Source organism: Hymenobacter crusticola, from assembly GCF_002154225.1.
In the GTDB taxonomy this organism is placed as follows: Bacteria; Bacteroidota; Bacteroidia; order Cytophagales; family Hymenobacteraceae; genus Hymenobacter; species Hymenobacter crusticola.
Genome location: NZ_MTSE01000011.1, coordinates 20,295 through 44,866, shown reverse-complemented (window position 1 = coordinate 44,866; position 24,572 = coordinate 20,295). Strand labels below are relative to the sequence as shown.

The window sequence follows — 24,572 nt, the reverse complement described above, 5'->3', positions numbered from 1 at the left end:
AAAAGCCTCAGCGTGCGCCGAGGCTTTTGTTTGTAGAAGTAAACGGGTCGCCCGGACTACAGAATTCGAGCTGCTTGAACCGGGGTTTTTTCTACCGAAACAGCAGATAGGCAATACCTAGGGTCACGAAAATATTGAAGGTTTGAGCGATCAGGAAAGCGTAGAGCGGCTTCTTGTTTTCCTGCTTGAACAGGTCGTTGAAGTTGGTTTCCAGGCCGATGCTGGTGAAAGCCAGGGCAAACCACCAACCTTGTGCGCTCTTCAAACCAGCTTTCAGGCCGTCCGTTGTTTCGGGGGCTAGGAAGAAGGAGAACAGCAGCGAGGCGGCAATGAAGCCCAGCACGAACTTCGGAAACCGCTCCCAAATCACACCGAGGGTCGGCTTGCCTTCGGGCTCGGCGGCGTTTGGGTGGTTGGTGTACGTCCAGTACAGCGAGATGGCGAAGGCAGCTAGGCCAAGCAGCACGTTTTGGGAGAATTTCACGATAGTGCTGATTTTCAAGGCGGTTTCGCCCACCAGCGTGCCCGAGGCTACTACGGCGCCGGTCGTGTCGATGCTACCGCCGAGCCAGGCGCCGGTTACTTCCTGCGACAAACCGAGCCAGTGCGCCGCGTAGGGCATAAAAATCATCATCGGGATGGCTGTGATGAGTACGAGCGAAATGACGTAAGAGAGCTTCTTGGGGTCGCCTTTGATGGCGCCCGCCGTGGCAATGGCCGCCGACACACCGCAGATGGATACGCCGCTGGCAATCATCATGGTTAGCTCGTCGTCGACTTTTAGCTTGCGGCACGTCCAGAAGGCGAAGTACCACACCGACAGCACCACCACCAGCGCCTGCACCAGCCCGAGTGAACCGGCCTTGAGAATGTCACCGAAAATGACGCTGGTGCCCAGCAGCACCAGCCCGATCTTCACAAATAGCTCCGTAGTGAGCGTGGCCCGCAGCCAATCGGGCAACCCGAATACGTTGCTGACGATTAAGCCCGCCAACAAGCTGAAAATAACTGCTTCCAACCCTAGCCCACGCGCCTGCGGACTACCAGCCACAATCAGGGCCAGTAGCGTGAGCAGATACACCAGCGGAAAACCCAGGGCGAAGTTGCGCACCGACTTACCCGTAAGCCGCGCCCCAATGCCAGCGACGGCGGCCAGGTAAACGAACTGCGTCAGAATGAGTTGTAGGTTGGCGGCGCTGAAAACTTTGCCGGTAAGCTCGGCCGTGCTGTTCCAGTTGAACACGGGCACCGCAAACGGCAAACCTAGCAGCGAAAGCCCAATGAGCAGCCCGCCGAGGACGACGACCACCCAATCTTCGTGGAGGGTAAAGGCTCTGCGGGTGAGAACGGGGGAAACAGTGGTGGACATAGAGGAAAGAATAGTAAGATGGGAAAGCTAGTCTTGGTAAAGCGGCGGGGCTTTGAGGTTAAACACGTCCTTCAGCGCGCGATTGGCGGCGTGGTAGCCGCACATGCCGTGCACGCCGCCACCGGGCGGCGTGGCCGAAGAGCAAATGTAAAGCCCTGACTTTGAGGTGCGATACGGTGACGCCCGCAACGCCGGCCGCGTGTACAGCTGGGTCGCATTGAGCAAGCCGCCGTTGATGTCGCCGCCCACGTAGTTGGGGTTGTGCTCCTCGATTTGGGCCGTGTCGAAGGTGTGGCGGCCGATGATCCGCTCGCGGAACCCGGGGGCGAAGCGCTCCACTTGCCGCTCGATAATATCGGTCATGTTGACGCGGGAGCCGTTCGGGACGTGGCAATAGGCCCAGGCCGTGTGCTTGCCGGCGGGCGCGCGGGTGTCGTCGAAGAGGCTTTGCTGGGCCAGCAGCACAAAGGGCTTGCTAGGGTGCTGACCGCTGGCGGCGACTTTCTCGCTGGTGGCAATTTCGGCCAGCGTGTTACCCAGATGCACCGTGCCGGCTTGGTGGCACTCGGGCGCCGTGAACGGAATCGGCCCATCCAAGGCCCAATCGACCTTATACACGCCCATGCCGTAGCGGTAGCGCCGCAGCTGCCACTGGTAAATGGTGGAAAGGCTATGCCCCGCAATCTGAAGCAGTTGGGCCGGCGTCACGTCGAGCAACACGGCGCGGGCTTTCGGCAGTTGCGCCAACGAGCGGACGAACGTACCCGTTTCCACCTTGCCACCTAGGGCTACGAAGTGCGCCACCAGCGCATCGGCAATGCGCTGGGAGCCGCCTTTTGGCAGTGGCCAGCCTTTGCGGTGCGCCGCCGTCAGTAGCACCAAGCCGATGGCCGACGTGGTGATATTTTCGAGCGGCTGAATGGAGTGGGCCGCCATGCCCGCGAACAGGCCCTTGGCTTCTTTGGTCTTGAAGCGGTTGGTGAGCGTAGTCGCCGGCAGCAGGGCCGATAAGCCAAACTGCGCCATGTTGATGGGGTGCTTCGGAATGTGGAGCGGCGCCAGCACGTCGTTGGCAATGCTTGGCCAATTAGCGACCAGCGGCTCCATTAAGTCGCGGTACGCTTGCTCATCCGGACCTAGGCGGCGGGCGGTTTCGGCCAACGAATTAAGCACGGTAGCCGCTGTGCCGTCATCAAACGGGTGCGCCGCCGCAACGGGCGGCGTAATATATTCCAAGCCATACTGCGCAAGCGGCAGCGTTTGGAAGTAAGGCGAAGCCGCCGCCAGCGGGTGAATGGCGGAGCAAATGTCGTGGTGAAAGCCCGGCAGCGTCAGCTCGGCCGTGCGCAGGCCGCCCCCTAGGTCCTTCTTGCCTTCAATTAGCAACACCGACAAGCCGGCTTGCTGCAACACAATGGCAGCGGCCAGCCCATTCGGCCCCGAACCAACGACAACGGCATCATAATCAAAATTATCCATGGAGTGATGAAGAAGCTCCGCGGCTGATTTTCAGCGCAGCGCTTGTAAGTGAGAGAGTTGAACGTCCCGGTCCGACGCCCTAGGCGTCCGACCGGTTGTCGTTGCGAATGTTCGCGTCCTATAAACAAGGCAGCCGCAACATCAGCCCGAAGTTCGTTCAACGATACCAGTCGGACGCCTAGGGCGTCGGACCGGTGCACGCTAGTACTGCCCGGCCGACAACGTCGACTCCGATAAGGTGTACTTACGGTCAACTCGGTCGAGGACTACGTAGAGCGAGTCTTTTTTCTCATTAAGGCCGCGCAAAACGACGTGCTTGCCGTCGTCGGTGGCCTGATAGGTGAGGATCATATGGTCGCGCTTTTCGGGGCGCTGCTCGGCCTTGACGCCGCGCACGCGGCGCGTGCTATAGGCGCTGGGGTTGATTTTGGCGGTTTCGTCGCCGATGTGGGCGAGGGCCGTGGGGCTGATCCACTCGGCCAGGGAGGCTTGGTATTTCGCTTGGCGCTCGGCGTCGTTGCCACCTAGGTAGCTGCCGCCAAAGTCGCCGCCGTAGCCGTTGGTGTGGGCGGCGGCAATGCTGCTGCCTTTCGGCACGCGCTTCTGGGCAACAGCTTCATCTCGGTTGCGCCGACCACGCCGGTCGTTGCCGGTGCGGATTTTACTTTGCAGATACAGCGTGTGGTCGATGGTGTCGGCATCGTAATAAAATACGCGCTGCCCACCGGCCAGGCCTGTCGTTTCGAAGGTGCGATTGATGTCGCGCATGGGCGAGCCGCCGCCGTTTGAGAGGTCGAGCTTCAGGGGACGGTTTACCTTGTAGGTCAGCGTAGTCCACTTCTCAAACGTGGCCTGCTGCCACCGCACACTGTCGAGGGGTGAGTAGGGGATGGTCTGGCCGTTGAGGCGAAATTCAGTTACGTTGTAGAGGCCGCGCAAGGCCGCGACGCCTTTTTGGGCGGGCTGCTTGTAAGGGTCGTAGGTGAAGTTCTCGTATTCAAGGTAGGTCAGGTACACCAGGAAAATGCCGATGGTTGCGGTTTTCAGACCTAGCCTGGTGTAGCGCAGCCACGCCTCGCGGAACCTAGGGTAATAGTGATGCGGCACCGTGTACTGCTCTTTGATGAGCAGATTATACAAATTCGGAATGTCCTGAATCATCAGAAATGCCGCCAGCAGCACGAAGTAGGAACTGTAAACGTGCACGCCGCCATCGTAAGCGAAGTTGACGAACACAATGTCCCCGAGGGCACCAAGCAGCAAGGCTGCTCCTAGGAAGGTCGTGCGGCGGAAGAACAGCAGCACGCCGGCCAGCGTCTCCACCAGCCCCGTAAACACCTGGTACCATGGCACAATTCCGATCTGGAGCCAGAAGATTTTCTGGGCCGTCATGTCGCCAAAGTCGCTGTTGAGCAAGCCGATAGAAGGATACGGCATCTGCGTCGGGAACACCTTCGTGAAGCCAAACCCGATGATGCCGATACCGGCCCGGAAGCGTACAATCACGCGCAGCCAGTAGTACAGCACCTCGTACTCCTCGCGCTTGCGGTCAACCAGCGTCCAGATTATCCCGATAACCAGCGCAATACCTAGGGCCACAAACCACTTATCGTAGCCGAGCAGGGCCGGGGCGCCACCCTCCGCGCCGCCCGGCAGGAAGAACGTGGGCGAGAAGCGGGCAATGTCGTACACGTCGCGGTAGTGTCCGTGCAGCCAGTCAATCGTGAACAGATTCTTGTACCACCCGAAGTCACTGGGGAGGGACATCAGCACGAAAAACGGAAAGGCAATGCGGAACAGGATGCGCTGGTACGGCTTCCAAGGACGGCGCACCGAGGCGTCAGTGGCAGGTGCCGCGGTAGTTGGCAGCGGCGCAGTGAGGGAAGTAGGAGCCATGAGGAGAAGAGTCTAATCAGATTTGCTATTACTATCGGGTCATGCTTCATCTGGCGTCCGCTGGTCGAAGTATCTCTCCCGCTTCGTTGCCCGATGTAGAGACGCAACACTTTGCGTCTCCTCGTTGCTGATGTTGTTTACCTAGGTCGTTCGGGGTGAATCGTTCAACGAGGAGACGCGAAGTGTCGCGTCTCTACATTGACCTAGCTTCGTTCAACGAGGCGGGAGAGATGCTTCGACCAGCGGACGCCAGATGAAGCATGACGTTCTTTTTATCAGTGCATCACAGCTTCAGGCCCGCGCCGCGGCCGGTTTTGCTGGCTTCTTCGAGCAGGTATTTCTTGTTGCGCTTTTCGAGTACCACGTACAGATTTTGGCCTTGCGCATCGGTGCCGCTGAGCACGATGGTGCTGGCATCTGGGCGGGTGAGGCGCAGCGTTAGCTTATCGGGGCCTTCCAGATGGTTGCGGTTTTGAAGGTTGAGCGTCTGGCCATCGGCGCTGAGCGTGTAGCCGTAGTAGTGGCGGCCGGCGGCGCCGGCAAACTCGTAGTTGCGGGCTAGGTCGTCGGGGTGGATGGCTTCCGTGTTGCCTTGGTCGAGCACGACGGGGCGGTTGGAACGAATGCTTAACGTGGCCCATTTTTCAAACACCACATCTTGCCAGCGCACCGGGTCGGTGGCGGAGTAGGGATGCACTTGGCCGTTCAGGCGAAATTCGCGCACGTTGTAGAGGCCGGCAGCATTTGGCAAGCCCGCCGCGGTGGGGTAGTGGTAAGGCCCCGCGTGATACGCCGCGTAAGTTTTGGCGCCATAGATTCCTACGAAGAAGAGCACGAATGCCGCCTTCAGTGCCAGCTTAGCCGTGCGCGGCCACCCCGCGGGCAGCACCAGGCGGAAGCGGTTCGGTTGGGTAGGTTGCTCCAGGGTGAGCAGGTTGTTGAGGCGGCGCAGGTCGTACCAGAGCACCAGCAAACCTAGGGTAATCAGGTAGAAGCTGTACACGTACTCGCCGCCCTCGTAGGCTAGGTTCGAGAGGAACACGTTGCCCAAAAACGACAGCACGATAAACGCCCCGACGCTCGCCGTGCGCCGGTTGAGCAGCAGCAAGGCCCCCAGAATCTCTACCAGCCCCAAAAACGACTCGTACGAAGGCACAATACCTAGGCTCAAGGAGAAGATTTTCCAGTCGCTGAGGTCGCCGTAGCGCGTGTTCAGGTGGCTGAGCGAGGGCAGCGGCGACTGCATCGGGAAGAACTTCAGGAAACCGTAGGCCAGCAGCCCCGCCGCCAAGCGGTAGCGCGCCAGCACCCGCAGCCAATAGTATAAGGTGTCGTAGTTTGTGCGGGTTTGGTCGCGCAGGCCCCACACGGCCGCCCCAACGGCAGCAATACCGGCAAGGATGGCCCAGTTGACAAAGGAATCGGGCCCGTCGAAGAAGCGGGGCGAGTAGTGCGCCAGCCGAAAAATGTCGCCGAAGGAGAAGCCCGCCCAATTGCTGACCACGTCGCGGTAATACTTCCAGTCGAGTGGCACGATTTGCAGGAAGAAGTACAGGAAAGCGAAGCGGAACAGCCCTTTCTCGAAGCTAGACCACCGATCGGGCGTATGCGTCGGCGTGGGGGCTGTCGGCGCCGCTGAACGCTCCTGCACCGGCGTGGTTTGGAAAGACAAAGTGGTGCTCATGGGTTCGAAAGAATGAGTGGAAGGAAAGCCAGGCCCGTCGTGCTGGAGCTGGCGCAATGCATTCACGAGTGCGTCATTATCAGGAAGAAGCATGGCGGCTGGCTTAGAAAGGTGGTGGATGGATCGTATTTGGAGCAGATATGCTGTAGCGCGGACGCTGTAGTCCGCGCCGTGAACGAGCCAGGCGCGGACTACAGCGTCCGCGCTACGTTAGTACCCAGCGTTTTGCGTCAGCGCGGCATCGACTTGGATCTGGCTGATCGGAATGGGGAGCAGCAGGCGGAAGGAGGGCAGGGCGGCCGTGTTGTTCAGTGGGTCTTTGAAGACGGTGGTGGCGCGGCCCGTGCGGGCTAGGTCGAACCAGCGGTGCGGTTCCAGGGCAAACTCTAGGCGGCGTTCGTTTTCAATGGCCAGCAGAATGTCGCTCTGCGAAGTGGCGGTGCTGGCAGCTAGGCCAGCGCGGGCTCGCACAGCGTTCAAGTCGGCCAGCGCACCGGAAAGCTTGTTTTGCTGGGCCCGCGCTTCCGCCCGAATCAGGTACAGCTCGGCGATGCGGAAGATGTAGCTAGGGTCGGAGCCGGGGCTGCGGTAGTAGAGGTTGCCGTACCACGTAGTAGGGTTTGCACTGGCGATGAGCGTGTTACGACCGTTCAGGGTATTGTTGGGCGCCGTAGTCAGCAGGCTCACCAACTCATTGTTTGGGGCCCATTGCCGGGTGCCGCCGTTGGCCGTAGGCTGCCATTGCCCGCGGTGCCCGTTTACCTCCGTGGTGCCGTTGTAGAAAAGCTCAAACACCGACTCGCGGGTGCCGCGGGCATTATTGGCGAACCATGCGTTGAAAGGCGCTACCAACTGGTAGTTGGTGTTGTCGCTGATGAGGCGGGTGGCGTAGTCTTCGGCCGCGGCCCAGTTGCTTTGGTACAGATACAACCTAGCTTTCAGCGCCCACGCGGCTTTGCGGGTAGCGCGGTAGCGGTCATTGGTTTGCACGGTGGTGGGGTTGGGCAACAGCGGCTCGGCGGTGTCTAAGTCGCTGAGCGCCTGAGCGTAGATTTCGGCCTGGGTAGCACGCGGAATGCCTTGGTTGGAAGTGGCCGTGAGCGTGGGCTGCGTGATAATCGGCACCCCGCCGAAGGTGCGAGCTAGGTCGAAGTAGGCCAGGGCCCGGATGAAATACGCTTCGCCGAGGTACTGATTGCGCAGTGCATCCGTCAGCAGCGGGTCGGTTACTTTGGGCACGTTGGCAATGACGTGGTTCGCCCGGTTGATGGTCACGTAAATCGCCGACCACACGGTGCTGATCGTCGAGTTGTCGCCGCGCACGTTGTGGGTGACAAACTCCTGCACCTGCGACTGGGTGCCGGTCCACTGAATATCGCCGCCACCTAGGTAGCCAATCGATTGAAAGCTAGTGCCGTAGTAGCCGCCGCTCGCCAACGCGCTGTACACGCCATTGAGCGCCGTGCTAGCCGATTTCTGGTCCACAATCGTCTGGTCGTCGGCAATGGATTCGCGGGGTGCCACGTCCAAGAACTGCTCGCACGCACTCAGGCTCAAAACCAAGGCGACGGTGGAAAAAAGCGAGGCTATTTTTAGGTAAGTGAGAGACATAGGAGTGACTGAGTAGCTGAGTGACTGAGTGTTGCGTTTTGTATATTAAATGCTTGATATCAGTCATTTAATACTCAAGACTTAACACTCAACATTTCATTAAAACGTGGCGTTGATGCCCACTTGCAGACTGCGGGGCTGGGGCGGCGTACCTAGGTCGATGCCTTGTTGGTTGGCGTCGCTGCTCGAAGCCGATTCGGGGTCGAGGCCGGTGTATTTGGTCAGCAAAAAGAGGTTCGTGCCTTGGGCGTACACCCGCACCGAGCCGCCGAGCAGGCGCTTGGTTAGGCGTTCGGGGATGGTGTAGCCGAGGCTCAGGCTGCGCAGGCGCAGGAAGGAGCCGTCTTCGAGCCAGCGGCTGCCGCCGTCGAGGTAGTTGTTCACGTTGATGCCGTCGGGCCTTGGCACGTCGGTGACGTCGCCGGGCTTCTGCCAGCGCTTCAGGTTGCTGGCAAAAATGACGCGCGCCTCATCCCGGGCCCCGCCGCCCTCGCCGAAGAAGCGGTTGTGGTTGTACACCTTGTTGCCGTACTGGAAAGAAAGCAACACATTGGCATCAAAGCCTTTGTAGGTAATAGAGTTGGTCAGGCCGCCGAAGAACTTGGGCCAGATATTACCCACAATGTGGCGGTCGGCAGCCGTGATTTTGCCGTCGCTATCTACGTCGCGGTACACGGCGTTGCCGGTTTGCGGGTCCACGTACAGCTGCTTGTAGAGCCAGAACGAATAGAGCGGGTAGCCTTGCTGCTGCAAGATCAGGTCGCGGCTGCCGAACTTGGTCGGGGTAGCGAGCTTTTCAATGTTGTTGACGTTGCTGGCAATGTTGAAGTTGGTGTTCCAGGTGAACTGCTCCTTGCGAATGTTCACCGAGTTCAGCGCAAACTCCAGCCCTTTGTTGCTGACCTCCACCGCGTTGGCCCAGTAGGAGCTAAAGCCCGTCGTGGCTGGCTCCGTCAGCTGAATCAAGCCGTTCTTGGTGTATTTGCGGTAGGCGTTGAACTCCAAAGCTAGCCTGCCGTCGAAGAAAGCCACGTCTAAGCCAATGTTCGCCTGCGAGGTTTGCTCCCATTTCAAGTCAGCGTTGGCGAGCTGCTGGGGCGCAATGCCGGCCGAACCTAGGTAGTTCGAGCCGCCATTCCACAGGCCGCGGGCCGCGAAGTTGCCGATGCCGTTCTGGTTGCCGGTGAGGCCGTAGCTGGCGCGTAGCTTCAAGTCGCTGAGCACATGCACGCTTTGCAAGAAATTTTCCTGCTTGATGCGCCAGGCCGCGCCCACACTCGGGAAGTAGCCCCATTGGTTGGATTTGCCGAAGCGGGAAGAGCCATCGGTGCGGAAGCTCACGTTCAGCAGGTACCGGTCGTTGAAGTTGTAGTCGGCCCGCCCGAAGAAGGAAGCCAGCCGGTACCCCGACCAGTTCTGCGTGCTGCTCGTGACCGAAGCCGCCGAAATTTCCTTGAAGGAGTTGTTCGGGAAGCCCGTGCCCTGGGCAAACGTGCGGCCGTTGGTGTCGCTCTGCAAGCCGTTACCGACCACAATACCTAGGCCGTGCTTGCCAAATTGCTGCCGGTAGGTCAGCGTGTTTTCGTTGAGCAAGGAAGTGTATTGCGTGACGCTGGACGTGGCTAGCCCACCCACGCCAGCGCCCGCAATCAGGAACGTATTCCAGTATTCCGACTCATCGTAGTTGTTGTAATCGACGCCGAAGCTGGTGCGAAACTTCAGGTTGGGCAGCAGCTGCACGTCGCCGTACAGGTTGCCGATGTAGCGCAGGCTGGTCGAGTTAACGTCGTAGTTATCAATGAGCAACTGCACGTTGTCGAAGCTAGCCCGGCCCACGAGTTGCCCATTGGCGTCGTAAGGCGAAAGCAGCGTAGGCGTGTGCAGGGCCGCTTGCAGCAAGCCGCCCGCCGGCCCATCGCCCGCCCGGCCTTCGTTGCGGTAGGTGCGCGAAAACGAGTTGCTCACCCCAATCTGCACCTTGTCCGAAATCTGCTGATCGAGGTTGACCTTGAAGCTAGCCCGCTGAAAATCAATCGGCCGCAGAATCGACTCCTGCTTCGTGTAGCCACCCCCGATGTAGTAGCGCGTGCTAGCGCTACCGCCCGACACCGACAAATCGTAGTTCTGCAACCGCGCCGTGCGGAACACCTGCCCTAGGCGGTCGTAGGTGGGCTGCTCCTCCGGCAATCCGCGCCCGCCCTGCGAAACAGGCCGATAGGGACGGTTTTCATTCGTGTGCGGTGTAGTGCCGGTGGTGTTCAACCAGTTCTCGTTCACGAGCGTCGCGTGCTCCGGGCCGGTAGCTAGGTCCCACAGTTTGGCTGCCTTCGCCCAACCTTCCGACGCATTCAGGCTGATCTTTGGCTTCTGATTGAAGTTGCCGCGCTTGGTCGTCACGAGGATAACACCGTTGGCACCGCGGGCGCCGTAGAGCGCCGTGGCGTCGGCGTCTTTTAGCACCTCAATGTTCTCAATATCAGCCGGGTTCAGGTCGGCAATGGGCGAGCTAGCTTTGCCGCCGGTGCTGATGGTTTGCAGGCTGTTGTTGTTCATAAACACGCCATCCACCACGTACAGCGGCGTATTGGAGCCGTTGATGGTGGTGGCGCCGCGCACCCGCACGTTCGTGGCCTGGCCCGGCACGCCGCTGTTCGAGGAAATCTGCACGCCCGACACCTTGCCTTGCAACTGGGCATCGAAGCTGCCGACTGGAATGTCTTTGGTATCCGCCGGGTCCACTTTCACGATGGAGCCCGTTAGGTTTTTGCGCTGCTGGGTGCCGTAGCCCACCACTACCACTTCGTTGAGCTGTCCTTGGTCGGGCGCGAGCCGCACGGTGAGAGTGCCGTCGCGCCCCGCCTTGACCTCCTGCGACTTATACCCGACGAAGGAAAGAATCAGCGTTGCGTTTTCCGGCAGTGTAGGCAGCGTAAACGTGCCGTCCGGGCTGGTGGTAGTGCCTTCTGTGGTGCCTTTTACCCGCACCGTCACTCCGGGCAAGGCCGCGCCGGTTTCGTCCAACACCTTACCGGTGACGGGGCCTGCCGCGGCCAAGTAATGGTAGGTGTAGGAGGGAGCCGCCGCGCCGTGAGCTAGCGTAGGCAGCCCAAGGGCCAGTAAAATAAGGCGTACTGGTGATTTCATGATGCTGGGAGTTTCCTGACGGATGTCTAGGCTGGTGTGGGCTGGCCCGTCTCCCCAGCCGTTCGGTGTGCAGGCTGGGGAGATTTTAGCCAGAATTGTGAAGTAGGTAATAGCTGATTCTGAGGGATATAAATAATTGATAATCAGTAATATAATTTGATAGGTTAGCTTTCAAGTGAGCGAGTGCCACGCTGGCGCAGCCAACGGGTAAACTGCCCTATTTGCGCGTCGCTGGGCAGCTCAGGGGCTAGGTTGTCTAGCAATTCGGCGCGGTGAATACTAGCTAGGATTGCTTCCGCATAAGGAAAACGGTTTGCTGAATTCGCTTGCGGCGTGGTAGCCTTCAGGGTGTTGTTGGGAGCATCAAGCAGCGATTCACTAGCCGCTAAAACTTCATTCAAGAACTGATTCATGACAGTTGATATAGCTTGGAAGGGAGGAGTGGATACACCAGCAAGTCGCTCGCTTGGCAGCGGCTTTTCGGGGCGGCAGACCGCGTTGTGCCCCAGTGCTAGTGATGTAGGAAGGCGCTCAGCATAAGGATGTTAGGCTGAACGCTGGAGTAGGCTAGGCATAGCTAGCCCTGAGCCACGTAGAAGTGGCGTTTAACCGGAGCAATAGCTTAGCTCAAGCGGTCAAACTTTAACTATGCGAGGGAGAAAATGCCCTAGCTAATCTGCGCACAGTAAGGGTTTTGTACTTTCCCTACGCCCAAAATTTCTTTTGCTGTTGTGCCGAACAAACGGGCATTAGGTATGGCCTCGTCAAGCCACCGTTGAAAGCAGAAAAGAAATTAGCTTGGACTTTTTAGGCTACGTTTTCACTTTACCTAGACAGGCACCAAGGACTATCTAAGGGGAAGGCGTAGTGTAGCTAGCCCTAACAGCGCTTGTTAGGATGCAATACGCCCTAGCGGAGAACAATACTCCTGCGAAAGTGACAGCAAAAAGAGAGAAAGAGGGGGGTGATCAGCCTCAACAACAACCCATACAACCAACCACGCTCATACAGACAGCTGCTGCGGACATACCACAACAGCCACGTTGCGAAGCAACGAGCAGGGAAGATTGAGTGCTGAGTTGTTTGGAGTGATCCACGGCAACTTGTTTTTATATGGTCAGGATTTGGCACCGTTCCGGAAATTCCGGGGGTTGTCGGCGTTTCGTCGAGCCTGTCTCTCCACGCCTCTGTATAAAAACCAGCCTTCGTTATGAAGGCATTGATTGCGCCAAAGGTAGAATTGCGGCGCTGAGAATTCCAAATAATTATTTGTGAAATTTTATTTGGCGGATGCCACGGCGTATTTGGCGCCCACTTGCCCCTGATTTTTTTAGGCAAATAAACCCTTGCTAAGTCATTCAAGGACCAAACGCACCGTGACACGTTCCTACGAACTGTTCAGCATAGGGGGGTTAAAAATAACATAATCTTGGCAAAAGCACTGATTTCTTGCAAGATTGACTTGCATGGTGCGTATTGACCTCTATATTTGCAACGCGCTCCTTTACCGGAGCACTTATCAAGAAAGGCGGAGGGACAGGCCCTGTGAAGCCTTAGCAACCAGTAGCAATACCAGGTGCTAAATCCTGTTCTGAGAAGGCCGCGGCCGACTTAGAAGAAGATAAGTTGTAAGATGCTCATCACGCGGTGTTGCTCTTCTGACTTATCGGAAGGGCTTTTTTTATGCCCTTGCGGTAAGCTTTCTTGATCAAGTGCATACGGGAAAAGAGAGGCGTTTGTCAAACGTGTAAACCCCTCGCATTCCGCTGCCATGTCCGTTGCTACTTGCTCTCCGCGCTTCGTATCCTCTTCTTTTTTGACTGGTGCCCGTGCCACTCGCCGCTCTGTTGCTGTGCTCTCCAAGGTAGCGCACGCGGCTAGCCTAGAGCAGGTGGCAGCGCCAGCGCTGAAAAGTGCTTGTTGTCTTTCGCCAGAGTTGGAAGAAAAATTCAACCACCTCTGGCACCTTGTCGGCAACACGCCTATGCTGGAGCTGCACTACCGCTACCAGGGTCAGCCCGGCCGCATCTACGTAAAGTGCGAGCACTACAACCTGACCGGCAGCCTCAAGGACCGCATGGCCCTTTTCATCCTGCAAGAGGCGTACAAAAACGGCGAGATTAAGCCCGGCGACACCATCATCGAGGCTACCAGCGGTAACACCGGTATTGCCTTCGCGGCCATTGGCCGGGCCCTGGGGCACCCCGTGCAAATCATCATGCCCGACTGGCTCAGCGCCGAGCGGGTCAATATTATCAAGAGCCTAGGTGCCGAGATTACGCTGATTAGCAAAGCGCAAGGCGGCTTTTTGGGCAGCATTGCCCTGGCCGAAGAAATCGCCGCTTCCCGCTCCGACGTATTCTTGCCCCGGCAGTTTGAAAACAGCTTCAATGCCAAAGCCCACACCCAAACGACGGGCGTAGAAATCTGCGCGCAGCTGAAAAAGCTAGGTCGGGTGCCCGATGCGTTTGTGGCCGGCGTGGGCACGGGCGGCACCGTGATGGGCGTGGGCAGCTACCTGCGCAGCCAAAACCCAAACGTGCGCATTCACCCGCTGGAGCCCGCCGAGTCGCCCACGCTGACCACCGGCTACAAAGTAGGTTCGCACCGTATCCAGGGCATTTCCGACGAGTTTATTCCCGCTATTGTGAAGCTCGATGAACTCAATGAAGTCGTGCAGGCCAACGACGGTGACGCTATCCTGGTCGCGCAAAAGCTAGCCACCGAGCTAGGTTTGGCCGTCGGAATTTCGTCGGGCGCGAATGTGATTGGTGCCATCCGGCAAGCCGCGGCGCTCGGCCCCGATGCTACCGTCGTGACGCTGCTGTGCGACAGCAACAAGAAATATCTCAGCACCGATTTGCTCAAGGAAGAACCCGTGCGCGCCGGCTACCTGGCGCCCGAGCTAGAGTTCACCCACTATCAGCCGATTAGCCGCTTGAACTTCCCGGTGTAAAGCTAGGTTGGCGCGCTTGAGCAAGATTTGAGCAGCTTTCAGCTCTGCCAGAAGCTCTTTCTAAATGGTTGACTATAAGTAAGTATATGGAAAAAAACGTCATACGGCGCCTGCGCGAAGTATGGCGTTCTTTTTTTGCTTGTGGCACGTAGGCGCCTAACTGCCAAGTACCAGGGCAGCTAGGTAAGGTGGCGCCGGATGCGGCTTAGTGTTTCCGTTGTCACTCCTAGGTAGGAGGCAATCATGTGCTGGGGAATGCGCAAGGCAAAGCCAGGGTATTTCTGCAAGAATTCGCGGTACTTCTCCTCGGCCGAATAGCTGATAGCCGAGTGAATGCGGCTCTGGGCTGCTATGAAGCTGCGGTGAAAGATGGTGTTAATCACGCCATCGAGCGTCGGAATATCGCGGCGCAATTGGTCGAAATCATCCTTCTTGATCAGGAGAACTTCGGCGTCTTCGACGGCTTCAATGGTATAGCGTGACGGCTGGCCCGAGGTGAGGCTTTCTTGGTCACCGGTCCACCAATTCTCCACGGCGAAAGAGATAATGTGCTCAGCTCCTTTCGCATCCACGGAATAAGTGCGTAGGCAGCCGGAGGTCACAAAAGCATTGTACGTCCAGATGTCGCCGGCTTGTAGCAAGTAGTGGCGCTTGCGTAACGTTTTGAGCACGCTCGCTACTCTTATTTGCTCGATTTCGGCCGGCGTGAAGTCGGCCTTGCTTTGGAGATACTTTGCGAATACGTCAAACATAAGCGGGAAAGCGGGAGGAAGAACGCGCAAATAAATGGCTTTTGCGCTATCCTACCGCACTTCTCGTTTGCTCACGGAAGCGTATACCTAGCTCAAACGGCTTGCAGGTTGGTCGAAGGGTGGAGAAGTTGCCTTCTTTCGCTGCAAGAACAGCTGATCGAGCGAGTAGCGCCCGGCGCCGGTGAAGAACAACCCAGCGGTGATGACCAAGTAAAGCAGGGCTAGCTCGGCTGAGCCAGAACCACTGGGGCTGTGCCCACTGGCCCTCGCCAGCCAAAGAGGGAATTGGAAGAAAGCGGTGCCCAGTCCTTCATTCGTTGGGCTCACCGTGATGCGGTACAAAGGGGCGCTCGTGGCCACGTGGCCTAGCATAATGCCCACAAGCATGGTGCTAGCAATGCCCAGTGACGCGAATGGCATAACCAAGCTCAGCATTAGCGCCACACCACCGCCTACTTCACTGAAAACCGCCAGGAACTGAAGAAATGCGGGGACGCCATGCCCTAGCCAGCTGGTGCTGCCAGCTTAGGCAAACTATGCAGCACAAGACTAGCGCCACCAACTAGGCGAATAACCAAGAGTCCATTAGAGGCGAAAGAATTAGTGATTCGTTCCCCAATAACAGCCGCAGAAACGTAGTCGTTAGATTCATTTTGTGAGTTGCTGCAGTACTCAGTCGAGGAAGAGGTAAGAGTTTTGGGCGCCGTGGGGCATCGTGGTGGTTGGTGGTGCTCTAGCTAGTGGCAGCGGGCTTAATTTCGGAGCCTAATTGCCGGTTCCGGCGCGCAACATTGTGCGACGCTTCGATGAGCAGGTGCCTGCAAAATACGCCGCCCGTTATGGCGTATAGGTTCATGGTCGTAGGTGGAAGAGATAGAAAGACCGTTTTCGAAGTTCTAGCGCCAAGCGGCCAGCAGCGGCCAACGTGTTGGTCATCAGCTAGCCCAAATATGCGCGGATGATCAAGGATAGAACCTTTGTATTTTTTCTGAGTTGTGAGGTTAGGTTAGGCCTTGTCAAATGTGTCGTATCAATAATATAAAGGTGAAGTTGCCCTAACTCAGATCCTTTGATATAAGTCAAAAAGGCGCGTTGCTATTTGTCGGTGTGTTAGAAGTAAGACAAGCTTTTGATGGTGTTTCAGTGTTGTCAAAACTGTATAATTATTGAAAGCCAGCTTCCTGTAGGGGAGTATTTGCTTGTAAAGTACACTGCTTCCTGCTACCGACAGCATGAAAGAATAATTGAACTATGTTGATATAAGTCAACGCATTTTATTGACAAATATCAAAGGAAGAAACAAGGGCTAGGCTGCACCTTTGTACCGTCCAACAGGAGAGTTGGGCCGGTTGGATAGCTACCAATCCTAGGTTAAGCTGTCTGCCAAAGGTGTTACTAGCTTTTATGCTTTCCGACTATGTCAAACACGATTTTTCACGCGGCAAACACGCGTTACCACGCCGACTACGGCTGGCTTAATGCTTACCGCAGCTTCGGGCAAACTGCTGACCCGGCACGCCAAGCTTTTGGTGCTTTACAGATTCTTAATGATGATACCGTTGCGGCCGGCCGCGGCTTTGGCACCCACCCACACCAGAACATGGAAATTATTACGATTCCGCTGGCCGGCGCCCTAGAGCACCAAGATTCGCTTGGACATCAGGCCGTTATCCGGGCAGGTGAAGTGCAGGTAATGAGCGCCGGCTCAGGCATCGCCCACAGCGAAAAGAACCACAGTACACAGCAGCCAGTGCACTTTCTACAAATCTGGATTAGTACGAACCAGCCCAACGCCGCCCCGCGCTACGATCAGCAGGCTTTTGCACTTGAAAGCCGGCGCAATCAGCTTGTGCAGGTAGCCTCACCAAACCCCGACGAAGCTGGCGTGTGGCTGCGCCAGCAAGCTTGGTTGCACCTAGGGGCACTCGAGGCTGGTTTTGCCACCGAATACCAGGTGAAAAGGAATGGCAATGGCGTGTATGCCTTTGTGCTGCGCGGCGCAATGACGATCAATGGGCAGCCGTTGGGGCCATACGATGGCCTAGGTAGTTGGGGTGAAGATTCGCTTCAAATTCAGACACATAGCTCAGCCGAAGTGCTGTTGCTCGATGTGCCTTTGGTTGCCTAGCAGACGCGCATAACCCGCGGAACATAGTTGAGGGCTCTGGAGCTACTGACGCATTCAGTAGCTTCAGAGCCCTCAACTATGTTCCGCGGGTTGCGTTTTGACGACGCAGCGCGTGGGTTATTTCACCATCAGCGTCCGCACGGTGCCAGTCTGTTTATCTACTTCGAACGCAGCACGGTTGGGCATTCGACCCGCCCAATCGGTGCGTGGCACAAGCACTTGCCAGTGGTTGTCCACGTCGACGACGCTTGCCGAGTCGACCACGTAGAGGTTAGCATTCGACTGACCTTTTAAGTAGCGGGTTATGGCCTCGCGGGCCGCCGCTTCCGTTAGCGCCGCTTGGGTTGGGGCGGTAGCTTCCGTGGGGGCCGCCGCCGTCTGGGGCGCATCCGTAGCCACGGGTTTGGCTTGTTGGCAGCTCATAAGCACGCTTGCTAGCCCCGCCAAGAAGTAGTGCGTCCGTACAGGAAAGGAAGCGGGCGTACGCAAGGGAGAAGCTGAAAATTTCATGAAAACGGATGGTGGATTAGTTGTAAAAACAAAAGACATTTTGTGGCTGCAAGGTACAGCTTCCTGCTCAGCTACCCGGTGCCTACGGTATTGATAGGCTGGTGGTGGTTAGCTGCTATTCTAGCGGGCAAGTGCGGCCCGAACCGACCACAAAAAGCTAGCCTTGGCGCAGCACCAATCGCAACGAAAGAACCCCGAGCAGAACAATCGCCGCCGCGAAGCAGCCGACAATGACCGCCCACAGGCTCCGCTGAATGGTCGACTTGGGGGCGGGGCGTAGCAGCAGCAGCGGCAGCACAACTGGCGCTAGGGTCTGGGAAATTGTGGCGCCCGCCAGCAACTCGCAAACCCCTACGGCACAAGAAAGTAGCGTGGCGGCTCCTAACGCTAGCTGCTGCCAAAAGGGAAGAACCGGCAGCGAAAATGGTTGCCACTGCTCCGGATCGGTGGGGGCAGTGCGACGGGCCGTTCTTTGCCGGGTGCCGCGGCGGGTAAACTCATTCAGGCGCCGGTTGACGTCTTTACGGAGCCGAATGAGCGTGAAAACAGCCACCACCACTACCAAGAACGTCGATACGGCAAAGACAATGAGCAGCGGCACTAAGTGCTCTTGCTGGCCAGGAGCGGCCGCCATAAGTAAAACCGAAGAAAACGTGGGCAGACGGAGATTCATCACGTGAAAAATACGCTTTTAAGCGTTGATCGTATAGGGCCAAGCAAAAAGAACGCGCGTAGCGCGCAGCAAGCCAGAGTAAGAACGTTGGCTGGCTACGTCGTATTCTGTGCTGGCTCGTGCAGACTAGGCATGAGCTGCTTTTCTCCCGACTACGAACACGGGAGAGGGCCTTTTTGGCAGAAGAAAGGTTTATTATCCGCATAAAAAAGCCCCAAACCAAATCGGTCAGGGGCTTTTCGTGGCAAAGCTTCGGGCGTTTATCGCCGCTGTTGGGGGCTAGGTTGGCCTACTTGGTTATTTGTACCGAGCTGTCGTTGATGTCAAATGGGTGATTTTTGAGCAGGCGGATGATTTCGGCGCCGGCCAAAATCACCGGACCATAGCCGTGTGCCGCGTACACATTCACGGGGCGGTAGTAGTAGAAAGCTGGGTCGAAGCCCATGCCGGTGCCGACGCAGGTACCCTCTACTTGACCATTGGCGTTTACCTTGGTGCTCACGGCGTTCCAGGCAAGCAAAGCCATCGGTCCGTAGGCTTTGGGGTCGAGCCAGCCTTTGTTGATGGCGTGGGCAATGGCGTAAGCGTAAATGGCGGTGGCCGACGTTTCTAGGTACGAATCGTTGCGGTCGAGCAGTTGGTGCCAGAACCCGCTGCCTGCCTGGCGCGTGGCGAGGCCGTCGGTGTGGGCGCGCAGTTGAGCGAGAATGGCCGCCCGGCCCGGATGATCTTCGGGCAGCACGTCCAGAATTTCGACTTTCGTCAGCAATGCCCAGCCGTTGGCACGGGCCCAGTGAAACTCGGGGTGTACGGCCATATCCTGCACCCAGCCGTGCATGTACAGGCCTTTTTGCTTGTCGAACATGCGCTGCGAAAACTGCGTGAACTGCTTCACCACCTCGTCGTAGTAGCGCCGCTCGCCGGTGAGCTTGCCCATCTGCGCCAGCGCCGGCAGGCCCATATACATGTCATCGAGCCAGAGTGAGTTGGGCTGGGGGCGGTTGCGAGCTAGGGTGCCATCTGACAGCCGAAACTCCTTGGTCATGATGTAGTTGGTAAAGCTGTCGATCAGGGGGCGTAAGTCGGCGGAGAGGCCGGCCCGCTGCGCTTTGATCATGGAGGCCGTGAGGGCGCCGCCGTCGTCCAGTGCGTGCGGGTTCATGAAGCCGCGCATGGGCGTAGGCGCCTGCGGGTTGGCCGTTTGGTAGGCGCGGTAGTAGGGGGCTAGCTCCGCCAGAAACTTCAGACGCGTGAAGGTGTAGTCGGTGTATTTCTTGTCGCCGGTTACTTCGCCGGCCAGCAGCATGCCCGAATACGTCACGCCCCATTCGTAGCTGGTCAGGCGGAAGTCGCCGGGCTTGATGATGGCCTCGGGGTTGAACTTGCCTCGGGTATTAACGGCGGCATTAGTCTTTTTATCAACGAGTTCCGCGGGCGTAGCCTTGTCCAGGTAGTTGTACACCCGATCCAGTACCTGCTTTACTTCCTCGGGCTTGGTTTTGCCGTAAGGCACTGGATAGTCGGGCTGCAACAGGTGCAGGGGCGTGGTGGTGTCGTTGGCTTTGGGTGGGGCAGTCTGGGCCGAAGCAGCAACGGAACCTAGCAGTAGCAGACCTAGGTACGGTAGACGTGTTCTTTTCATAGAGCGGAGAAAGAGGTGGGAGATTAAATCAGGAGATACTATAGAGCGCCCTATTGAGCCCGTCGCAATTCGCGTGTGTTTGCAGACGGTCATTCACTAGCTGGCGCATTAAGTGGCGGGAGGAATCTCGCGTGCAGATGTTGCACTACTAACCTTGGTGACTGGTAGTTATCACCGCACGCGAGATGGCTCCGTTGGTCGGCATGACGTTCTGGGAAGGCACGCCAAACGGCTCATTCGGTCCGGAATGACGTTCTACGGTTTTTCAGACACAGCTTAGTTGCCATCTGGCTTCACCACGTCGTTTTTGGGGCTGTTGGCCCAGTGCCAACTGGCTAGCGCATCGGGGTGGCTGGGGTCGAAGGAAGGCGTGTCGTTGCGGAGGTATTTGGCCAGGCCTAGCTTGTTGGCCTTGATGCCTTCTACCACGCACTTAGCAATTTCGTAGGCGCCATAGGGGTTGAAGTGCGTGTTATCGGCTAGCGCTTGGGTTTGGCCGGGGTACGTGTTGGCGGGGTAGTGCACTAGCGCCTTCTTCGAGTCTTCCACACCCAGGGCTTCGTAGAGCTGGGTGGTCATTTGGTTGAGGTCGATGAGCGCGACGTTTTCCTCCTTGGCTACTTTGCGGGCCGCATCAGGGTAGTCACCTAGGCTGTTCACGTTTTTGCCCGTGGCCTCATCGAAGTTGCGGCGGGCGGTGGAGGTCAGAATCACCGGCGTGGCACCTTTCTTCTTGGCTTCGCTTACGAACAGCTTCAGCCGCTCAGTGTAGCTTTTGTAGGCGCCATCGTTGGGGCCTTTCTCTTTCTGGTCGTTGTGACCAAACTCAATAAAAAGGTAGTCGCCGGGCTTGATCACGCTCAGTACCTTCTCCAGGCGCTTGGAACCCATGAAGCTACCTAGGGTCAGGCCCGATTCGGCGTGGTTGGCAACGGCGACGCCGGGCTTGAAGAAGCGCGGGATCATCTGACCCCAGGCGGCCCACGGTTCGTCGTCTTGGTTCACCACGGTGGAGTTGCCGGCTAGGTACACGGTCACGGCGTTTTTCGCGGGCGTAATTTCCAGAGCGGTGAGGCAGGTTTTTGAGCCGTTAAATTCCAGCGTCAGCTTATCGTCCCAGTCGAATTTGCCCTTCTCCCTCGGTTTCAGGCTCACCTCGCCGCCGGTCGAAATCTTTTGGTCTTTGAGGTTGATGGTAAACGTCTGGGTCGTGAATTTGCCGGGAGCGGTTTCGGTTTGCTCTAGCAGCAAGCGCCGCGACTCTGCCTTCAACGACGTCGACGACGTTCCCTGGAGGTCACCTAGGGTCACGGTCACGTTGTAGTTGCCCTCGGGCAGCTTCACGGAGAAGTAAAACGGCTTGTCGCTGGTCACGAAGTCGCCCTTCAGTGCATCCTTGCCGCCGCGGTTTACGGCCGTAGCCGTGGTGTTGAAATCGAAGCCGTAGCCGGTGCTAGGAGAGTAAGCGGCCGTTGGAAGCACCTGCGTATAACCGGGCGCCACGTTGCCGCTCCCAAAGTCAAATTTGTAAGACGTTTTGGCAGATTGAGCGGCGGCGCTATTGGCACAAGCCAACCCTAGCAACAGGGTGTACGAAAGAGGTAGGCGTTTCATGAAAGGCATTTAGGAACCAGCAAGGTCGAGCGAAATACCTCACATGCCTCGAATAACACCCTTGGCTTAACCTCCGCCGTCCTGTAGTCTGCTGGTCAGGCTAGTCGGTACGAACTGCACCCAACTTTCAGCCAGGAAGCGGAGCAGAATATTTTAGCGGACGGGCTATTTTCGAGGAGTTTGGATACGGTTTTGCTTGATACTAAAATGCAACTAAATCTTGGCTATATTCAGTAAGCTAGGGGGTTGACTTCTCTTTTATCACTTGCCGTTCTGCTACTACCGCACCTTCATTTCTCTACGTGAGTACATTTCTTCTCGATTCGCTGATTCCGACCGATGATGTAGTACGCTTGCGTACGCTGCATCTCTACCAGATTGTTAATACCACGCCCGAGCCCGTATTTGACGAGTACGTAGCGTGGGCCGCGCAACTATTCAACACGCCCATTGCGCTGATTTCGTTTGTCGATGAGGACCACGTGTGGTTCAAGGCCGTGACGGGCGTAGAGGGCATTCAGCAGCTCGACCGAACCGAAAGCATGTGCTCGGCCGCCATTCTACAAGATAAAGTAGTAGTAACGTCCGACTACAAACCGAGCAGCTGCGAGCTGATCAAGCCCGACGTTGCTCAAGCTAACGGATTGAATTTTTATGCGGGCTCCGCCCTGCAAATGCCCGATGGTGCCCGCATTGGCATGCTAGCCGTTATCGACAAAGAAGAGCGCACGCTCTCCGACGCGGAAGCTGCCGTACTGAGCCGGCTGGCTGGCCTAGTGGGCCAAACGATTGAGCTACGTTTTCGCTACCTGGTGATCAACCAAGAGGCCGACGAGTGGGAAGATGCCCAGCGCGAGCTAGCTGCTACCCTCGACGACAACGCCGCCCTAGCCCGCTACCTGATCACCCGCAACCAGCGCATCGACCTCGATGACGACGAAGTGGCCCAGCCCATTCTACACCGCTTAGAAAACGTGGCAAAAGTGCTGAACAGACGACTGGCAGCGTAAAAGCTAGCTAGAGCTAGGGTTGGACTATAAAGAAACAGCCCCGCCACACGACGTGTGGCGGGGCTGTTTGCTGACGGGGCTAGCCTTACATTGTGTACGTACGGCCTTTGTTCTGCTGCTTCAAATACGCCATCAGCGGCTGGAAGTAATCGACCATGGCGCGGGCGGAGAGGTCTTCGCCGGTTTTTTCTTTCAATACGGCGCGCCAATCTTTGCTGGAGCCGGGACGCATGATGTCGCGCAGGAAGTTGCCCACTTCCTTGCTGCCGTAGTAGTTAGTAGCATGCGGGTCTTGGTGCAGGATCTGCTTGGCGATGTGGTCGTGGAGCTGAAACAGGATGACGTAGCTCAGGGCGTAGTCGTAGTACTGCGCGGGGTCGTCGTTGATGTGCGTTTTGGTGGCGGGGTCGAGGTACTGCTCCCCACGCGGCGTGGGCGGCACGATGCCCTGGTACTTCTTCACCAGCTCCCACCACTTGGTGTTGAGCTGGTCGGCGGGCAAATTGTCGGCGTAGAAGCTATTTTCCCACTCGCTCATCACGCCTGAAGAGAAGGGGATGAACGTCACGTAGTTGAGGGCTTCTTTGAGCAAGGTTTGCGTCTGGTCCGTCTGCGTTTTTGGGTCCATCAGCTGCAAGCCGACTAGGAACGGCTTTTGGCTGGCGGCTAAGCCCATGAGGCTGCCCATGGCTTCGTGGTAGGCGCGGTTGGCACCTTGGCGCAGCAGCGGCGGCACCTCGGGGTTGGTGTAGGTGAGGTAGTAGTAGATATGGCCTAGCTCGTGGTGGGTGGTTTCGTACCACTCGGTGTTGGCCTCTACGCTCATCAGGCTGCGCACGTCGTGCTCCAGGTCCATGTGCCAGGCCGAGGCGTGGTTGTTTTTCTTATAGGTAGCGCCGGCGGGCAGGGGGTACAAGCTACTTTTCTCCCAGAAAACGGCGGGCAGCGCCTGAAAACCTAGGCTTTGGTAGAAGCGCTCGGCCTGCTTTACTTGCCACTCGGGGCCTTTCTTGGCGAGCGTCGCATCGAGGTTCACGCCTTTCACGTCCACCATGGCGCTCCAATCCTGGCCCCAGCGGTTCGGGAGCCAAGAGGCGGGCAGGTAGTCGGGCACTTGCTTCACGCCGTATTTTTTGGCTAGCTCGTAGCGGGCGTAGGTGTGCAACTCGCGGTAGAGCGGCCGTAGCTCCTCGTTGATTTTGCGCACCAAAGCCATCATCTCCTCCCGGCTCATGCCGTAGTCGGAGGCTTGATAAGAGAAAAAGTCGGTGTAGCCAAGGGCTTGCACCGTCTGGTTGCGCAGGCCGCGTAGATTCAGCAAGCCCTCCTTCAGGGTTGGGCCGATGGCTTTGCTAGCTTCCCAGACGGCCTGGCGCTTCTGCGGGTTCCTTTCCGTGCGCAGTAGTTCGTCTATATCATTCGTGGTGACGGACTTACCGTTGTATTTATAGTCGAAGCCGTAGAGCTTTTCCGTCTGAGCGGCTTCGGCTTTAATGCGACGCTTCACTACATCTGCTACGGTTTGGGGCGAGTTGGCAGCGTTGTAGAGGGCCGTTTGCAGCTCCTTTACCTGAATTTCGGAGAGCTGCTCTTTGTGCTCCAGGAATTGACGCAGCCGTTGAATGTTCTCGGCGCTACCCGCAAAGGCAGCGGCCCGCTCGTTAGCGCGGGCCGTAGCCCCTGAGTTAGTGGTGTCGCCCGGCACGATGTGGGTATTGGAACGCCATTCTGCTTCGCTCGACTGAGTATAGAGCCGTTGGTATTCAGCGGAGTATTGTTTGAGGAAGGCTTCGGCCTGGGTGCGCCAATCGGTAGCACTGGGCTGGTAGGTAAGAGGTGGCGTCGCGGCTGGCGTGGCAGTGGTACTAACGGCAGGGGCTTTGGTCGCGGGTGCACACGACCATAGCGCCGTGCCCAAGGTTGCGAGAGCTAGGCCGCTGAGATAAGATTTGTTCATGGTAAAAACAGAAAAGAAGACGAAGCTAGGACAAAATGCAGGTGCTCGTCAGCAAGTCTCGAAAATACACAATGCCGCGCGAATCAGCCGAAACGCAAAAGCGAGCAGTGCTGTTCAAAGGCTGGCGCGGAGTTAGTCGTATTCATG

General features: G+C 57.5%; 16 protein-coding genes, 1 pseudogene and 2 riboswitches. Of the genes and pseudogenes, 3 read left to right on the top strand and 14 right to left on the bottom strand.

Going from position 1 to position 24,572, the window contains the following annotated elements:
• Nucleotides 1-91: 91 nt before the first annotated feature.
• The 7 genes from BXP70_RS18655 to BXP70_RS18625 all read right to left on the bottom strand — a co-directional run bounded on the left by BXP70_RS18655 (nt 92) and on the right by BXP70_RS18625 (nt 11,596).
• Nucleotides 92-1,369 (bottom strand): YeiH family protein, encoded by a 1,278-nt coding sequence (locus tag BXP70_RS18655; protein ID WP_086595632.1) that lies wholly within the window; start codon nt 1,367-1,369, stop codon nt 92-94.
• Nucleotides 1,370-1,396: 27 nt separating this feature from the next.
• Complete coding sequence (locus BXP70_RS18650; protein ID WP_086595631.1) at nt 1,397-2,848, bottom strand: phytoene desaturase family protein; 1,452 nt, start codon at nt 2,846-2,848, stop codon at nt 1,397-1,399.
• A gap of 201 nt (nt 2,849-3,049) precedes the next feature.
• Nucleotides 3,050-4,744 carry a hypothetical protein gene (locus BXP70_RS18645; RefSeq protein WP_245849681.1) on the bottom strand — a complete coding sequence of 565 codons (1,695 nt, stop codon included), beginning with the start codon at nt 4,742-4,744 and terminating at the stop codon, nt 3,050-3,052.
• 283 nt (nt 4,745-5,027) lie between these two features.
• Nucleotides 5,028-6,521 carry a DoxX family protein gene (locus BXP70_RS18640; protein ID WP_245849680.1) on the bottom strand — a complete coding sequence of 498 codons (1,494 nt, stop codon included), beginning with the start codon at nt 6,519-6,521 and terminating at the stop codon, nt 5,028-5,030.
• Nucleotides 6,522-6,638: 117 nt separating this feature from the next.
• Complete coding sequence (locus BXP70_RS18635) at nt 6,639-8,039, bottom strand: RagB/SusD family nutrient uptake outer membrane protein (protein WP_086595630.1); 1,401 nt, start codon at nt 8,037-8,039, stop codon at nt 6,639-6,641.
• A 99-nt stretch (nt 8,040-8,138) separates the two neighbouring features.
• Nucleotides 8,139-11,183: a SusC/RagA family TonB-linked outer membrane protein gene (locus BXP70_RS18630; RefSeq protein WP_086595629.1), complete on the bottom strand. Its 3,045-nt coding sequence runs from the start codon at nt 11,181-11,183 to the stop codon at nt 8,139-8,141.
• A 164-nt stretch (nt 11,184-11,347) separates the two neighbouring features.
• On the bottom strand, nt 11,348-11,596 hold the full coding sequence (locus BXP70_RS18625) for a hypothetical protein (RefSeq protein WP_086595628.1): 249 nt from the start codon (nt 11,594-11,596) through the stop codon (nt 11,348-11,350).
• A gap of 693 nt (nt 11,597-12,289) precedes the next feature.
• Nucleotides 12,290-12,381, bottom strand: a riboswitch (SAM riboswitch).
• Nucleotides 12,382-12,696: 315 nt separating this feature from the next.
• Nucleotides 12,697-12,811, top strand: a riboswitch (SAM riboswitch).
• Between the two features lie 143 nt (nt 12,812-12,954).
• Here BXP70_RS18625 and BXP70_RS18620 point away from each other — a divergent pair.
• Entirely contained in the window at nt 12,955-14,139 is a 1,185-nt protein-coding gene (locus BXP70_RS18620) for a PLP-dependent cysteine synthase family protein (RefSeq protein WP_086595627.1), read from the top strand.
• Between the two features lie 179 nt (nt 14,140-14,318).
• Here BXP70_RS18620 and BXP70_RS18615 read toward each other — a convergent pair whose 3' ends face one another.
• Nucleotides 14,319-14,891, bottom strand: a complete 573-nt coding sequence (locus tag BXP70_RS18615; RefSeq protein WP_086595730.1) for a Crp/Fnr family transcriptional regulator — start codon at nt 14,889-14,891, stop codon at nt 14,319-14,321.
• Between the two features lie 87 nt (nt 14,892-14,978).
• Nucleotides 14,979-15,380, bottom strand: a pseudogene (locus BXP70_RS30325) (hypothetical protein); the annotation flags it as partial.
• A gap of 928 nt (nt 15,381-16,308) precedes the next feature.
• On the opposite strand from BXP70_RS30325, the gene BXP70_RS18605 reads away from it, so the two are divergent.
• The gene (locus BXP70_RS18605; protein WP_086595625.1) at nt 16,309-17,019 is read left to right on the top strand and encodes a pirin family protein; all 711 of its coding nucleotides are present in this window, start codon (nt 16,309-16,311) and stop codon (nt 17,017-17,019) included.
• A 117-nt stretch (nt 17,020-17,136) separates the two neighbouring features.
• Here the strand turns inward: BXP70_RS18605 and BXP70_RS18600 are convergent, their stop codons facing one another.
• The 4 genes from BXP70_RS18600 to BXP70_RS18585 all read right to left on the bottom strand — a co-directional run bounded on the left by BXP70_RS18600 (nt 17,137) and on the right by BXP70_RS18585 (nt 21,458).
• On the bottom strand, nt 17,137-17,529 hold the full coding sequence (locus BXP70_RS18600; protein ID WP_086595624.1) for a hypothetical protein: 393 nt from the start codon (nt 17,527-17,529) through the stop codon (nt 17,137-17,139).
• 157 nt (nt 17,530-17,686) lie between these two features.
• On the bottom strand, nt 17,687-18,202 hold the full coding sequence (locus BXP70_RS18595) for a hypothetical protein (protein ID WP_086595623.1): 516 nt from the start codon (nt 18,200-18,202) through the stop codon (nt 17,687-17,689).
• A 289-nt stretch (nt 18,203-18,491) separates the two neighbouring features.
• The gene (locus BXP70_RS18590; RefSeq protein WP_086595622.1) at nt 18,492-19,844 is read right to left on the bottom strand and encodes a glycoside hydrolase family 88/105 protein; all 1,353 of its coding nucleotides are present in this window, start codon (nt 19,842-19,844) and stop codon (nt 18,492-18,494) included.
• A gap of 276 nt (nt 19,845-20,120) precedes the next feature.
• Complete coding sequence (locus tag BXP70_RS18585; protein ID WP_086595621.1) at nt 20,121-21,458, bottom strand: rhamnogalacturonan acetylesterase; 1,338 nt, start codon at nt 21,456-21,458, stop codon at nt 20,121-20,123.
• A gap of 302 nt (nt 21,459-21,760) precedes the next feature.
• Between BXP70_RS18585 and BXP70_RS18580 the strand changes: the two genes are divergently transcribed.
• On the top strand, nt 21,761-22,468 hold the full coding sequence (locus tag BXP70_RS18580; RefSeq protein WP_086595620.1) for a GAF domain-containing protein: 708 nt from the start codon (nt 21,761-21,763) through the stop codon (nt 22,466-22,468).
• A gap of 85 nt (nt 22,469-22,553) precedes the next feature.
• On the opposite strand, the gene BXP70_RS18575 is transcribed toward BXP70_RS18580, so the two are convergent.
• Nucleotides 22,554-24,425, bottom strand: coding sequence for a M2 family metallopeptidase (locus BXP70_RS18575; RefSeq protein WP_086595619.1), 1,872 nt, complete (start codon nt 24,423-24,425; stop codon nt 22,554-22,556).
• Nucleotides 24,426-24,572 lie beyond the last annotated feature (147 nt).